Genomic DNA, 15,107 nt, shown 5'->3' on the forward strand with positions numbered 1-15,107 from the left:
GAAATATTTCAAAGCGTTACGTTTTTTATATCGTCATCATCTTCGAGAAAATGGCCGAAATAGTCTTTTTTTACCTTTAGATAATCCTTGCTTTCAAGTGTGGAATTGATCTGAAGCGGAATTCGTTTGTTTAATTTGATATTACTGCTTTCCACAATCTTCACTTTTTCCGGATTGTTTGTAAGCAGATTGATTTCGGTAACATTCAGCAGATTAAGAATTTCAATTGCTGCTGAAAAGTTCCGGTCATCAGCCGGTAAACCAAGTTCAAGATTGGCCTGCACGGTATCAAATCCTTTTTCCTGCAGAGAATAGGCTTTCAGCTTATTGATAATGCCGATATTCCGGCCTTCCTGCCGCAGATAAATGATGATGCCGCCGTTGTCGTGAATGTATTTCATGGCCGCATCAAGTTGCTGGCCGCATTCGCATTTTTTGGAATGAAATACCTCACCCGTGATACATTCAGAATGAAAACGGATATTGACAGCTGTGGAAAAATCTGTATTTTCAGCTACAATCGCCATGTGCGGCATCCAGTCTGTGGCAGACTCAGAGAATGCGATCATGCGAAAATTACCATACTCGGTAGGTACATTGGCTTCCGCCTGAATTGTGAGCATCGGAAAATTAAATTATTTAAGGCAAAGATAGTGAATCCTTTGGCAGATTGGTCTGAAGGTGGTTCATGTTGATTTTTATCCGCACCAGATAGCGGTTCAGCACTTCATCTTCGTCCTTGTTCAGGAACTTGCGGAGTTTCTGGAGTTTTTTGTAGGAACGTTCGAAGCGGGCATAAGATTTTGCGGTTTCAAACTGGTTGAAGTTCTTCATCGCATCCACATAATCGCGCAGATGCGATTTTAGGTTTTTCACCTCAAGATTTACCGCGTCATTTCTGAACTTTGGGAATGAGCTGATCAGGTTGGTGATTTCAGAGGAATAGAGCACAAGGTTTTTCTGACCTTCCAACGGCACATAGGCACTATTGTTTCCCAATAGCGTATCGCCCGTGGGTGAAAGATTAATTTTTTCAGCCGAGCACGATATAATAAAGAATAGTAAAAAGTAGTAACATTTAGGCTTCGCCATTTTTTATTCTTTGATATAGAACCGGATTCAGACTTTCGTCATTATACATCTTCATTTGCTTATAAACTCTCATCTTCACCTGGCCATTTTCGATATCAAACAGCAACCGGTCGATTGCTTCGGTAAGGTCTTTTTTCTGTTCCAGCAGTACAGAAAGTTTGTCTGAGCATTTGTTCCGGTGCTCTTCACTTGCTGTATCTCTGTTTGCTTCCAGCGACATGTGAAAGACTTTCAGTGCTAAAATGGAGAGTCGGTCAACCGCCCAGGCTGGGGTCTCCGTGTTGATCTTGGCGTCATCAGCTGCATTTACGTTTTGGTATTTCCTGTAAAACCAGCTGTCTATATATTCCACCAAATCAGTTCTCTGCTGATTAGAGGAATCAATTCTTCTTTTTAATGCAAGTGCCTGAATGGGTTCGATGTTTTCGTCGCGAATGATATCCTCGAGATGCCACTGCACGGTATCAATCCAGTTTTTTGCATACAGAAGCCATTCAAGGCTACCGTTTTCAAATGGATTTACCGCAGCGCAATCTACGTCATCTGTAAGATGGTAATCTGCGATTGATTGGTTGAAAATAGTCCATGCACGGTCCGAAAAACCCATAGCTTCTTGCTTAAATCGTAGGTGTAGAATTGCTTTTTGGTTCTTCGGGAGATTTTTTCTCGTCCTCCTTCACTGCATCTTTGAATTCTTTGATGCCCGATCCAAGACCACGCATCATCTCAGGGATTTTTCTGCCTCCGAACAATACGAGCAACACGATGGCTACGATAAGCAAATGCTGCCAGGAAAGGGCTAATATGGTAAGTGCTTCCATTACTTTATATAAATTTTTTACAAAGTTAGTTATTTTTTAATTCACCCAACCGAGCGGATCCACCGGATTGGTACCGTTCCAGATCTGGAAATCGAGGGTGTAAGTTCCATCGAAATCCGCACCCACAGCGCCAATTGAGGTACCGGCTGAAACCTGTTGGTTGGCCGAAACCATGGCGTTTGAAAGGTTTGCGTAGATCGTGAAATAATCGCCGTGTTTTACGAATACCATCTTAGAGCCGTCACCTGAAACTACCACACGCGAAACGGTTCCCGGCGCTACACATTTGGCTACGGTCCCTTTTGCTACCGCTATTTTGATCCCGTTGTTTTCTTCAATAATATTTTTGAACACCGGATGCGGCTGGCGCCCAAAACGGTGCGTGATGGTGCCGTACGCCGGCATCCCCATCTTCCCGCGGTTCGCCGCGAAATTGTTTCCTACGGCGCTGCTCACTCCATAGTTGGTCATCGCACGCGTTTCAGCGGCTTTTTTCTGTTCCTCATTCTTTTTTGCAAGTGAGGCTTCTGCAGCCCGGGCGTCTGCGGCCTTGTCTGCAGCGGCTTTAGCATTGGCAGCGGCTATCGCGGCATCCCGTGCAGCTGCGGCTCGTCTTGCTTCGGCGCGTTCAGCATCTGCCGCTTTCTTGGCATCATCCGCTTTTTTCAGATCCGCAGCGGCGGCGATCTTAGACCGTTCTTCCTCTTCGGCAGCTTTTTTATCAGCGATGTCTTTGAGGCGTTTTGCTTCTTCGTCAGCGCGTTTTTTCTCTAGTGCCAACGCTTCCATTCGTGCTTTGTTTTCAGCTTCGATGCGGGCTTTTTCGCGGTCTGCAGCAATCTTGGCCTGACGTATTTTCTCGGCTTCCGCTTTTTTGCGCTCTTCTTCTTTAGCTTTCGCAATACGGATTTCTTCCGCGATTATGGAACGGATCTGACCTTCAAGTTTTTTAGATTCGGTTTGCTTTTGGCGAAGTTCGGCGGTGAGTTGCGCTTCGTTTTTCTTAAAGTCTTCAAGCAGTTTTTCCTTTTGCTTTTTCTCTACTGCGATGGTTTGCAACTCCTTTTGCTGGTTTGTCAAAATGGTTTCTTTGTCTTTCACAGACCGTTGTTTGGCCTCAATATTGGCCAGGAGTTTCCGGGCGGCTTCGGAGATTTCAGCAGCTTTTTTATCCTGATAATCAGAATAATCTTTCAGGTACTGGATGCGGCGCAGCGCTTCGCCCAGGTTTTTAGAGGAAAGAATAAAGGTGACTTTGTTCTGAACGCCTTTGTTTTTATAAGCTTTCACCAAAACCTCCGCATAGTTTTTTCTTAAAACGGCGAGTTCACGGTTTTGGCGGTTGATCTCAAGCTGGCGCAGGTAGATGTCGTCTTCGATCAGCCTCTTTTCTTTTTGAGTGTTTGAATAAACTTTTTCACGTAACTGGATTTTTTTCTGAACGTCATTGAGATAAGCTACCGAAAGTTTCGACTGCTGCTGGGTTTTGGCCAGGTTTGAGTTGATCGCCGCAATTTGTTTTTTCAGTTCTGCATTCTGCTTTTGTAATTGTTCCTTTTTTTGAGAAAATAAAATTCCGAACAAAAAAATCCCTATAAAAAAGCTTATTTTCCTTATCATTTGATCTCAGTTTTCGTATAGTTAGCCGGCACCGAGTACGGTGTCGCCATTTTCGAGCCTTCAAATTTCGTGTTTTCAAGCGCAATCTGGCTCGTTTTCTGGCCCTTTATATTTATTTTAACGTTTTTAGGCAAACGCATATTTTCGAAAGTTACCCAGTTGCTGTAAGAAACCTCAAGCCTGTCCGAAGATTTTACATCCGTCAAAACCACATTCATCAGATCAAAAGTCGGAGAATACTGCAGAGCTACCGCGTAATCAGATTGGTTGCCATTGCTCCCGAAGCGAATGTTTTTTGTAGAATTGAGCCTGTATCCCTGCACGGACTGACTGAAACTGAAATCTTTCTCCTGAACAGGAATGAAAGTACGTCCGAGCAAAAGGTTTTGCAGCGCCGCAAAGTCGATGAAATCTACATTCAGCATCTTGTTCAGATAAGAAAAATCGGACTCAATGTATGTTTTATTCCATTTCTCATAACCCTGGATTCCGTTTGGTGTTGCGATTCCGCGGCCCACATTCAGGAACACGGCGATCATATTCATCCAAACTTTTTGGCCATCTTCAATGTAGATTGTCGCATCAAGTGTTGGGATGAATGCACCTGTTTCTACATCAACCCGCGAGCTGATTTTCACCTGATCGAAATCAGGTTTCTTCGAGATTTCCCGGAAAAACGCTGCGTTCGCAACAGGTACGGCAATTGGCTTTTCGGGCTTCGCAGTGGCAGTTTTGCAAGAGACTAATGCAAACGAAAGGAGTAGAAGGATGATATAATTTTTCATAATCAGTATCTTTTTTTGGTAGTGTTGAATTTTTAATAACGGCAAACGCTGCCTAATGTTTTACCGCACACTTTACGCCAAAAGACATTTTCAGGCTGAATTTAGCTTTTAGAAAGGAAGTCGAGCACCGAATAGTCGCCAAGTGAAATCTCTCGAGCCACCCCGAAGTACTGCGCAGAATTCCCGATCATCGAGTTGCTTAGATTGCCGTGGTCAATCAGCGTATTTTCCTGAATGAGTGAATGATCGATGTTTGAATTGATGATCTTCGTGTTGTTGCCAATGGATACGCACGGGCCGATTTTAGAATTTGAAATCTCCACATTTTCGCCGATGAAACACGGCGGAATGATAAGGCAGTTCTCTATTTTGGCCGACGCGGGATAATTCGCCACATTATCTTTTTCATATTGCAACACTTTGCCGTTCGTCTCTACCGTGGCGTTCTTGTTCCCGCAATCCATCCAGTCATCCACCTTTCCGAGGGAGAATTTTCCGCCTTTCTGTCTGAGGTTTTCAAGCGCGGTCGTCAGTTGGAACTCGCCGCCTTGCTTGATGTCATTGCTCATGATGTAATTGATCTCATCCATCAGCTTTTCGGCGGAGTTGAAATAATAAATCCCAATGATCGCGAGATCAGATACAAACGTCTGTGGTTTTTCAACAAAATCTGTGATAAAACCATAATCATCCAGTTTCACCACCCCGAAAGCCGATGGATCCTCCACTTTTTTCACCCAGATCACGCCGTCTGAATTTTTATCCAGCGCAAAATCAGCTTTGAAAAGAGTATCGGCAAATGCTACCACCACATCGCCCTGCATCGAGGCTTCCGCACATTTTATAGCGTGCGCTGTTCCTAGCGGTTCATCCTGTGTATACACACTGCCTTTGGCGCCAAGCGATTCAGCAATTCCGATTAGCGAGGCTTCTACTTCCGGCCCGAAATCGCCGATAATGAAAGCAATTTCCTCTATTTTTTCACCTGCAACTTTCGCGATGTCTTCTACCAGCCGCTGCACGATGGGTTTGCCCGCAATAGGGATCAGTGGTTTAGGAACGGTGAGTGTGTGAGGTCTTAGTCTGGAGCCGCGGCCCGCCATTGGAACGATGATTTTCATATTTGTCTTAATTATTTTGCACGCAGCTGCGTGGTTTCTTTATTTTATATATTGTTTGAAGTGCTGCCGAAACCGCCCTCGCCACGCGAAGTTTCGATAAGTTCTGCAGTTTCCTGCCAGGTAATGGTTTCGTGTCGGGCAATGACCATCTGTGCGATTCTGTCGCCGTCATTAATAGTGAAATTTTCTGAAGACAGATTGATTAGAATGACCCCGATTTCACCGCGGTAATCTGCATCAACGGTTCCCGGTGCATTCAGCACGGTGATTCCGTTTTTAATGGCCAGTCCGCTTCTGGGTCTTACCTGCGCCTCGAAGCCTGCAGGTAATTCAAGGAATAAGCCTGTAGGAATGAGTTTTCTTTCGAATGGTTTCAGCGTGAGGCTTTCGTCAATATTGGCGTACAGGTCCATGCCGGCTGAAAGTTCTGTCTGATATTTCGGTAGCGGATGTCTTGATTTGTTAATGAGTTTTATATTCATTCTATCTTTTGATTTTTTGAAGAAGACTTTCGGGTATTAGTTTTTGAACTTTTATTAAAATCGCCGCTAAAACTATAAATATTAAGTTGCCGAGCCAAATTTCGCTCCTGAAATTCTGGTAAATCACCAGAGAAAATATCATTGTGAGCAGGATGATGACTACGTTATTGAACACATTATAAGGAATCGGGTGTTTTCTTTGGCCCCAAAAATAGGATACAAGCATCATCATAAAATACGACGCTAAAGTTGCCCACGCCGAAGCCCAATAACCGTATCTCGGGATAAAATAAAAGTTCACGGCAATCGTCACAGCTGCACCCAGGACCGAAATGTAGGCGCCAACCAACGTTTTATCGGCCAGTTTATACCAAACCGAAAGGTTTAAATAAATACCTAAAAACAAACTTGCGAAAAACAGAACCGGCAGAATGGCGATGCCTTCGTAATATTCGGCATTATTCAGGTAGAATTTCGAAATCCAGTCGAGGTTTATGCACAAGAACAGTACGATCAGGCAGTTCACGGCGATGAAGACATCCATCAGTTTTGCATAAGTTTTCCCGGCGTTTTCATTTTTTGAATGGCTGAAGAAAAATGGTTCAATACCCAGCACATAAGCCTGACGGAAGAGCACCACGAAAGTCACAAGCTTCGCCACCGCACCATAAACGCCGAGTTCGTGCCTTGCGATTTCGTCTGGTAACAGGAATTTCAGAAACTGTCGGTCCAGTGTTTCATTAATGATGCCGGCAAGACCCGCAATGGTGATTGGCCACGAATATTTCAGCATTCTGCGCCAAAGTTCCCACGAAAAATAGCGGAGTTTGGCGACGAAGATGTCTTTAAATAAAAGCAGGAACGTACCGGCGCTCGCGACCAGGTTCGCTACGAAAACATAGCCAATGCCGAATGCCGGATTGTATCTGTAACCGAAAATTCCGCCTTCCAGCCGCGGCAAAATCTGGAGAAAGAACACCACCAACACAAAATTGATGACGCCGTTTGCAATCTTTACGGAGGCGTATTTGAGCGGTCTTTCATTCTTTCGGAGCATCACAAAAGGCATTGCGGAAAACGCGTCGAGGGACAGGATCAGCACCAGGATGGTGAGCAGATTGACCTGTGTCGGCGTCTTGAACGCAATGGCAAGTTCTGTCCTGAAAGTAAGTGAGAATGCAAGAAAAATCAAGGTCGCAACCAGCACGCTGAAGAATGCTGTAGAGATCAGTTTGCGGTCATTTTTTTCATCGATTGCGAATCGGAAGAATGTGGTCTCCATGCCGTGTGTGAGCAAAACCGCGATCACACCTGCCACCGAATAGAAATCAGCGAACGGCGCATAGGCTTCTGGCCCGAAAGCATCGGTGATATAAGGGTTGATGATGAAGGGAAAAAGACGGATCACCACGGTCGTAAGTCCGTAAAGTGCAGTTTGTCCCAGCAATTTCTTGTACAAATCCTGAATTTTGTGCAAATGTATCGTTTTAATTAAAACCTCGGAAATTGGAAACGCAGTGTGGAAATCGACCTCCGCTGGAATAGGTTTGAAAAACTTAAATTTACGCTTCGAAAAATTTAAATACAACCATGAGAATCCTTATAAAGAACGCCCGTATTGTTAACGAGAACGTAATATTGGAAAGTGACCTGCTCATCGTGGATGACGTTATACACAAGATTGAAAAAGATATAGATGCAGGAACAGCAGACCGTGTGATTGATGCTGAAGGAAAGTATCTTCTTCCCGGTGTGATCGATGACCAGGTTCATTTCCGCGAGCCCGGACTTACTCATAAAGGTGATATTGAGAGCGAGTCCCGCGCGGCAGTTGCAGGTGGTGTCACCAGTTATATTGAGCAGCCCAACACGGTGCCTAATGCGGTGACTCAGGATTTATTGGAGGACAAATATCAGATTGCAGCCCAAAAATCATTCGCCAACTACTCCTTTATGATGGGCGGCACCAATGATAATCTGGATGAAGTGCTTAAAACCAATCCGCGCAATGTTGCCGGTATCAAACTTTTTCTCGGTTCCTCAACCGGAAATATGCTCGTCGATAATCCAGAGACCCTGGAAAATATCTTCAGCAAAACAAAAATGCTTATCGCCGTACATTGCGAGGACGAAGCCACCATCAAAGTCAATACCCAGCGGTATCTTGAGGAATACGGTGAAGATATCCCCGTGAAATTGCATCATTTGATAAGAAGTGAGGAAGCGTGCTATATTTCCTCTTCGAAAGCGGTGGAACTTGCTGAAAAAACCGGGGCGCGGCTTCATGTTTTTCATGTTTCTACGGCCAAAGAGACGGGTCTTTTCCGCAATGATATTCCGTTAAAGGATAAAAAAATCACTGCGGAAGTTTGTGTCCATCATCTAACATTCACCGATTTGGATTACGACACAAAAGGCACTTTAATCAAATGGAATCCGGCGGTAAAAACGCAGCAAAACAAGGACGGCTTGTGGAGAGCCCTTTTGGATGACCGGATCGACGTAATCGCGACCGATCATGCGCCGCATACGTGGGAAGAGAAGCAGAATGTGTACACGAAGGCACCTTCGGGAGGGCCGCTGGTTCAGCATGCTCTGCCCGTTATGATTGAGCATTTTAAAAACGGAAAGATTTCTATTGAAAAGATTGTTGAGAAAATGTGCCACAACCCGGCGATACTTTTCCAGATCGAAAAACGCGGCTTTATCCGTGAGGGTTACAAAGCCGATCTGGTTTTGGTTGATGATAACTCTGAATGGACAGTTTCAAAAGATAACATCCTGTACAAATGTGGCTGGAGTCCGCTGGAAGGGATGACGTTACATGCTGAAGTAACGCACACATTCGTCAACGGAAATGTGGCTTATGAGAACGGGGAAGTGAAGGCTGAAAAGTTTGGCGAAAGACTGCTCTTCAACAGATAACCGGATTCATGGGGTTTATTCAGATAAAATTTTCAGGAAAATTAGTGCTGTCATGCAACAAAATGACAAACCAATCGTCTAATACCGTATTAACAACAATATATTATGATCAGAAAAAAGTTTTTGATGCTTTTTGCTGTTGGGATTCTCTTCACCGCTCAAGCGCAGGATTACCAGTGGAAGGAAGCTAAGAGTGCTGGCTACACGTATAAATATGTGACCAACGATCCCACGCAGGCAAGGTTTTATACCCTGCAGAACGGACTCACCGTAATACTGAGCCCCACCAAGAAAGACCCGAGGATTCAGGCGTATATCGCCACGAAAGCGGGCAGTAAGACAGACCCGGCAACCAACACAGGTCTGGCGCACTATCTGGAGCACATGCTCTTCAAAGGAACCGACAAGTACGGATCTCTGGACTGGACAAAGGAGAAAGCCGAACTCGACAAGATTGATGCGCTGTACGAACAGTACAACAAGTCCAAAGATGAGGTGCAGCGTAAGGCCATCTACAAAAAGATCGATTCCGTTTCAGGTGTGGCTGCAAAATATGCCATTGCGAATGAGTACGATAAAATGATGACCGCCATGGGCGCCCAGGGTACCAACGCGTGGACGAATTTCGAAGAAACTGTGTATACAGACGATGTTCCCTCCAGCTCACTGGACCGTTACCTGGCTGTTCAGGCTGAAAGGTTCAGAAACCCGGTACTGAGGATTTTCCATACTGAGCTTGAAGCGGTATACGAGGAGAAAAACCGGACTTTGGATAATGACGGCAGAAAAGTTTTCGAAACGCTGTTCGCCACACTGTTCAAGAACCATAATTACGGTAAGCAAACCACGATCGGAACCGTGGAACATTTAAAGAACCCTTCGCTGGTTGAGATCCGCAAATATTTCAACAATTACTATGTGCCTAATAACATGGGCGTCATCCTATCCGGTGATTTTAATCCGGATGAGGCAATCGCGAAGATTGACCGGGCTTTCTCCTATATGAAGAACAAGCCGGTGCCGAAATATACCTTCCAGCCGGAGCAGCCTATGACTGCTCCCGTGGTTAAGGAAATCGTAGGGCCTGATGCCGAAAACCTTACCATCGGTTACCGCTTGCCGGGGAACAAGGATAAAGATGTGTTGCTTGCCGATTTGGTGGGGTCCATCTTGACCAACGGAAAAGCCGGACTTCTAGACCTGAACCTGGTTAAGAAACAGAAACTTCTGCGTGCAAGTGCCTTCACCTACACCTTGCAGGACCACGGAATCCTTTATCTTTCCGCTGCGCCAACTACAGGGCAGACTTTGGAAGAAGTACAGACTTTAGTGCTCAGCGAAATCGAAAATCTGAAAAAAGGAAATTTTGATGCTGATCTCATTCCCTCTATTGTCAATAACATCAAGAAAGAGAAAATCCAGAGTCTGGAACGTTACGGCGACCGCGCTTCTATGCTGCAGAGTGCCTTCAATGCCGAGCTGGACTGGAAAGATCAGGTGGCGTATGTAGATGATATCTCCAAAATCAAAAAAGAAGATGTTGTAGCCTTTGCCAATAAATATTTCGGCAATAATTACGTGGCTATCTTAAAGAGAAAGGGCGAAAACAAGAACCCTCAGAAAATTGAGAAACCGGCCATTACACCTGTTGAAACCAACCCGGACAAACAGTCCGCCTTTGTAAAAATGGTGAACGAAATGCCGTCTACACCTTCAGAGCCTGTATTCCTAAACTTTGATAAGGATATCCAGAAATCAAAACTTGGAAAGGCGGAAGTTCTTTACGTGCCGAATACTGAAAACCAACTGTTCAGACTCAGATACCGTTACAAAATAGGAACACTTAACGATCCTAAACAGTCGCTGGCATCTCAGTACCTTCAGTTCCTTGGAACCGATAAGAAATCTTCAGAGGAAATTTCAAAGGAATTCTACAAGATCGCTTCCAGCTTCAATGTATCTACCGGTGAGGAATACACCATGGTGACCATTGAAGGTCTGCAGGAGAATTTTGATAAGGCGGTGAAGCTTTACGAAGACCTTGTGATGAACGCGAAGCCGGACGAAACCGCTCTTGCAGCGCTGAAAGCACGTATCGCGAAGTCCAGAAAAGATGCGAAAGCCAACAAAGGCGCCATCCTGCAGGGACTTACAAGCTACGCAATGTACGGCCCGAAGAACAAATTCAACAACACACTTTCCGATGCGGAAATCAACGCGGTTACCGCGCAGGAACTGGTGGACAGGATGAAGAACCTGAACAATTATGAGCAGACTGTGATCTATTACGGTCCGGAACCGATTAAAAATCTGACGGCAAAACTCGGAACCATGCACAAAGTGCCGGCAACATTTGCCTCTGCAGGCCCGCTGAAGACTTTCAAACAGCTTCCGCAGACCAAGACTCAGGTGCTGTTCACCGATTATGATATGGTGCAGGCCGAAACCCGTTGGATTCTCAATACAGACACCTACGATCCGGCAAAAACACCTATGGTAATGGTTTTCAATAACTATTTCGGTGGCGGTATGGGTTCTGTGGTTTTCCAGACCATTCGTGAGAGCAAGGCTTTGGCCTACAGTACTTACGGGTATTATGTGCAGCCTTCCAAGAAAGACGACCAGTATTATATGATGAGTTATGTAGGTAGCCAGGCCGATAAGTTTGGTGATGCCGTAGGTGCCATGAACGAACTGCTTACAACAATGCCTCAGCTTCCTGTAAACCTGGATCTGGCGAAGAATTCGGTTAAGAAAGACATCCAGACCGAAAGGATTATGCAGGACGATATCATCTTCCGCTATCTGGCCGCGCAGCAGCTCGGTCTGAAAGACGATATCCGCAAAGATCTGTACACCAACGTGGACAAGATCACGATGACTGACCTTCAGAAATTCCATGCGACCAATATTTCAGGGAAACCATACACCTATGCGTTGGTAGCTTCTGAAAAGAACCTGAAAATGGACGATCTTAAGAAGATTGGCGAGGTGAAGAAAATCACACTGGAAGAACTTTTCGGGTATTAAACCTTATAGAATATTGCTTATAGAAACTGCTCCGGATTGGAGCAGTTTTTTTTTGGTTATTGCGGTAAACGTAAAGCTGTCATTGCGGGGAGGAGGTACGTTGTTTTGCGTCATTGCGAGGAGGAGGCACGACGACGAAGCAACGACAGTTGGATCCTGGCTCTATTATACAAATTTCTCGTCTTTTTTTAGATTTAAATTTCCACAATTACATCTTACATATTCCGTGGAACTAATACTCTCATAATGGCAGTATGATTTACAATCAGCGCAATACATTTCTGCTTCAATCTCAAGCCACTTTTTAAAAATTGATTCAATTTCCGGAGAAGTGAATTGCGAAGATTCATCTTTCCAGTGAGCACAATAATTACGAAAGATTGTTCCTTGCTCAAATTCTCCAAACAGGACAGAAATTTTATGTTGCTTATTTGGAGATTTTAATTTGTCTTTTATTCTCTTAACTAGCGGTTCATAAAATTCAGAAAGTGTATAAGTGTTTTCTAATTTATATCTCATTGGAGTTTGTAAATTCTCATTTATGATTCCAAAAACCATTTCAAGATACCTTCCTAATTTTTGTCCTGCCCCAATTGGATCATCATCAATAATTAGCTTTTCTATTTCTTCATTATAATTATTTGAAAAATTACATCTTGGACCCGTTGTATAATCCCAACTTGAAAATTTATATCTATTCCATTGCGGAAAATGTCTTTGCATTGTATCGAAAAACACTTGGTCATGAGTAAGCATTAAGATTTAAAATCACTAAACTTAGATGCTAATAATTGAGCTACTTTTGGTCTTTTAAAAGCATCAAAACTATTTACAACATCATCTAATATCATAAACTTGAAGTTTGAATTAAAGTGCTTTACTGCTGCTAAAAAAATTGAAAGTCCAAAGCTATTGATTTGACTTTCACTCATGAATTTATACGCGGGTATGATCTTCTCATTTACGAAATCAATTTCTAGCTCTACCGCTTTATTCTTTCCAACTACTAATTTGATTTCAGGATTTTTCAAGTATTGGTTTGTTCCTTCTAGAAAATTATAACAGTCAATTAAGTCAGTTTGTATTTGCGTGAAAGTATGCTGAATTTGATCTTGAATAAACTCGGTCAATTTCGAGAATAAAACTCCAAGCTTGTCGCAGATATTAGATAAGTAATTAATCTTTTTTTCATTTCTTAAGTAGCTTGTGTATGCTACTTTTAATTGAATTAAATTGCTAAAATCGGTTGCTAATTTTGTGGTTTTTTCATCTTCGGAGAAAGATTTGATTAAATCTAACACAGATTCTTTATAGGTGATTTCCATATCACTTATAGTATCAATTTTTGAAACTTCATCTAATACGCTCAAGTCAAGTGAAGTTAAATCTTTTAACTGGGTTTTTAATGTTGAAAGGATTTTGGGTATTTGTATTTCTATTTTATCAATATCCTCATAAAATAAAGCAAAGCTTTCTTTTACTCTCTGACCTTTTTCTGATTGTATGATTGCTATTTTGTGATTGAATTGTTCAAATTTATTAATCAGAGCATCTCTTTTTAAAATATAATCTTGCTTTTTACTATTTAATTCTTCTAATGTTTTATGTTTTAAAGCAATATGCTCTTCTAAATTTCCTTCAAATAATTTATCACAAATTGGACAAGTTGATTTGTCTTCAAGATTTAAAAGAGTTTCTTTTGCCGTTGTATATAAGTCAATTAGAATTAATTTAGTAATGTTTGCTTCGTCTTTTTTTAAATCAATGAAAACTGTTTCTAAATCTTCACAATCTTGTTTGAATTTAGAAATAGGATAGAATTGATTTAGACGTAATAAAAATGAATTCCATTGGTTTAACGCAGTTGCTATTGGATTTCCTTTTACTATTTCAGAAAGAGCTTTCTCGATTTTATGAATATGTTTGTATTCAGTAATTTCTTCAATCTCATATTTTTTAGCAATGTCATTCACGAACGAAATTACCTTTGCTTCATCTACGTCCTGAATTTTAGTAATTGCTGTTATTGCTTTTTTATTTACTTCAATTTGTGCGTTATATTGAGCTAATTGAGTTGAAATTCTGGTAAAGCTTGCTTGAAGATCTGATTGATTTTTTGTGAATTTTTCTAAACCAAAAAATTTAGCGATGTATTTGTATTTTTCTCCTTTTGTTTTAAATACAAATTCTTGTAAGTCAGAGTATCTCAGGAAATTTGGATATATCGTATAATTTTTAAATTCATCATATTCTCCAGAATTTATTGGAGATGTCACCTTTGTTTTGTTATATAATGCTTTTACGGAATTTATGCGTGTATGTGAAAATTCAACATCTATATAAACATTATTTCCATTACTTAATTTATGAGGATAGTCCTTTTCAGAAACTCCTTCCTTAGTTAGGAATTCAATTTTAGAATTTATTAGCCATTCCCAAGAATCTACGATAGAACTTTTTCCAGTTCCATTTCTACCGTAGATTAGCGCTGATGTTGCATTTCTCCCTTTGATGAAATCAAGTGTTACAGGAGATTTTATTCCACGAAAGTTCTCAACTGTAATTTTATTCACTTTCAGCATCACTTTCAATTTTTAATAGTTCATCTACTTCCGCATCAATTTTTTGCACGCCAATGGAAACTTTTCTTTCGAACTCCGATCCATTGAAACCGGAATCTGAAAAATAAGATTCCAACTTCATTATGAATATTTCAAGTGTTGGTTCGTCAGTTTTTGTTTGGTCAAGCCAAGTTTTAAATTCCATATTGATATTTTTGGTTGTTATTTGCTGATTGCCGAAACGCTTGCTACCAACGCTTGTATAAACACAACAAGCTTATACAATCCAACAAACTCGCGTGGCATTTATATATTAATCATCATACTTTCTCCGCGCTAATCTACTCAAAAAACCCACCCACGCAAATACTTCCCGCCAAATAGTTTTACGGAATAACCCGAATATGCCAATATCATTAATTACCCTTGAAATATTCAGTTGAAACTTTACCAATTCAGCAATATTTCTTTAATTTTGATAGAGCCCGAAAGCGTAGATGCGCAGCGCGATGAAGGTTGGTTTAAGCACAAAAATGGGGCGGTGCTGCTAAGTTTCCGGAAACTTTAAAGCACGCACGCAACAGACTTTCCGGACTTCCGGAAAACCTCCTGCACGACAAAGCAAACCCAAAGTTAAAACGGGAGTTTTGAAATATGGAATTGCCGCGCT

Annotated in this window: 15 protein-coding genes; 3 read left to right on the forward strand and 12 right to left on the reverse strand. The window is 42.2% G+C overall.

What is annotated here, in order from left to right; all coding sequences use genetic code 11:
• Positions 1-8: 8 nt before the first annotated feature.
• From ribA to QEP06_RS08200, 9 genes are all read right to left on the reverse strand, one after another.
• Positions 9-623: a GTP cyclohydrolase II gene (gene ribA / locus QEP06_RS08160; protein ID WP_285269825.1), complete on the reverse strand. Its 615-nt coding sequence runs from the start codon at positions 621-623 to the stop codon at positions 9-11.
• Between the two features lie 16 nt (positions 624-639).
• Positions 640-1,092, reverse strand: a complete 453-nt coding sequence (locus QEP06_RS08165) for a hypothetical protein (protein ID WP_251832347.1) — start codon at positions 1,090-1,092, stop codon at positions 640-642.
• On the reverse strand, positions 1,079-1,699 hold the full coding sequence (locus QEP06_RS08170) for a DUF4254 domain-containing protein (RefSeq protein ID WP_285269826.1): 621 nt from the start codon (positions 1,697-1,699) through the stop codon (positions 1,079-1,081). Before QEP06_RS08170 ends, QEP06_RS08165 begins: the two co-directional genes overlap by 14 nt.
• Positions 1,700-1,709: 10 nt before the next feature.
• The gene (locus QEP06_RS08175; protein WP_285269827.1) at positions 1,710-1,913 is read right to left on the reverse strand and encodes a Sec-independent protein translocase subunit TatA/TatB; all 204 of its coding nucleotides are present in this window, start codon (positions 1,911-1,913) and stop codon (positions 1,710-1,712) included.
• Positions 1,914-1,949: 36 nt separating this feature from the next.
• Positions 1,950-3,533 (reverse strand): peptidoglycan DD-metalloendopeptidase family protein, encoded by a 1,584-nt coding sequence (locus tag QEP06_RS08180; protein WP_285269828.1) that lies wholly within the window; start codon positions 3,531-3,533, stop codon positions 1,950-1,952.
• Positions 3,530-4,318: a lipoprotein insertase outer membrane protein LolB1 gene (lolB1, locus tag QEP06_RS08185; RefSeq protein ID WP_285269829.1), complete on the reverse strand. Its 789-nt coding sequence runs from the start codon at positions 4,316-4,318 to the stop codon at positions 3,530-3,532. The genes QEP06_RS08180 and lolB1 overlap by 4 nt, the downstream gene beginning before the upstream one ends.
• 101 nt (positions 4,319-4,419) lie before the next feature.
• A complete protein-coding gene (locus tag QEP06_RS08190; protein WP_251832342.1) occupies positions 4,420-5,439 on the reverse strand; it encodes a sugar phosphate nucleotidyltransferase in 1,020 nt (339 codons plus the stop codon).
• A gap of 44 nt (positions 5,440-5,483) precedes the next feature.
• Positions 5,484-5,921 carry a dUTP diphosphatase gene (gene dut, locus QEP06_RS08195; protein ID WP_285269830.1) on the reverse strand — a complete coding sequence of 146 codons (438 nt, stop codon included), beginning with the start codon at positions 5,919-5,921 and terminating at the stop codon, positions 5,484-5,486.
• A gap of 1 nt (position 5,922) precedes the next feature.
• Positions 5,923-7,380 carry a lipopolysaccharide biosynthesis protein gene (locus tag QEP06_RS08200; protein WP_285269831.1) on the reverse strand — a complete coding sequence of 486 codons (1,458 nt, stop codon included), beginning with the start codon at positions 7,378-7,380 and terminating at the stop codon, positions 5,923-5,925.
• Positions 7,381-7,511: 131 nt separating this feature from the next.
• Between QEP06_RS08200 and QEP06_RS08205 the strand changes: the two genes are divergently transcribed.
• Positions 7,512-8,846: a dihydroorotase gene (locus tag QEP06_RS08205; protein ID WP_285269832.1), complete on the forward strand. Its 1,335-nt coding sequence runs from the start codon at positions 7,512-7,514 to the stop codon at positions 8,844-8,846.
• 105 nt (positions 8,847-8,951) lie between these two features.
• A complete protein-coding gene (locus tag QEP06_RS08210) occupies positions 8,952-11,876 on the forward strand; it encodes a M16 family metallopeptidase (RefSeq protein WP_425256195.1) in 2,925 nt (974 codons plus the stop codon).
• A gap of 165 nt (positions 11,877-12,041) precedes the next feature.
• Here QEP06_RS08210 and QEP06_RS08215 read toward each other — a convergent pair whose 3' ends face one another.
• The 3 genes from QEP06_RS08215 to QEP06_RS08225 are packed head-to-tail and all read right to left on the reverse strand — an operon-like array spanning position 12,042 to position 14,642.
• Entirely contained in the window at positions 12,042-12,632 is a 591-nt protein-coding gene (locus QEP06_RS08215; protein WP_285269833.1) for a hypothetical protein, read from the reverse strand.
• Positions 12,632-14,458 (reverse strand): AAA family ATPase, encoded by a 1,827-nt coding sequence (locus QEP06_RS08220; protein ID WP_285269834.1) that lies wholly within the window; start codon positions 14,456-14,458, stop codon positions 12,632-12,634. The genes QEP06_RS08215 and QEP06_RS08220 overlap by 1 nt, the downstream gene beginning before the upstream one ends.
• The gene (locus tag QEP06_RS08225) at positions 14,442-14,642 is read right to left on the reverse strand and encodes a hypothetical protein (RefSeq protein ID WP_285269835.1); all 201 of its coding nucleotides are present in this window, start codon (positions 14,640-14,642) and stop codon (positions 14,442-14,444) included. The genes QEP06_RS08220 and QEP06_RS08225 overlap by 17 nt, the downstream gene beginning before the upstream one ends.
• 234 nt (positions 14,643-14,876) lie before the next feature.
• Between QEP06_RS08225 and QEP06_RS08230 the strand changes: the two genes are divergently transcribed.
• Complete coding sequence (locus QEP06_RS08230) at positions 14,877-15,005, forward strand: hypothetical protein (RefSeq protein WP_285269836.1); 129 nt, start codon at positions 14,877-14,879, stop codon at positions 15,003-15,005.
• Positions 15,006-15,107: the final 102 nt, after the last annotated feature.

It is taken from the genome of Kaistella rhinocerotis (assembly GCF_030243905.1).
Lineage (GTDB): Bacteria > Bacteroidota > Bacteroidia > Flavobacteriales > Weeksellaceae > Kaistella > Kaistella rhinocerotis.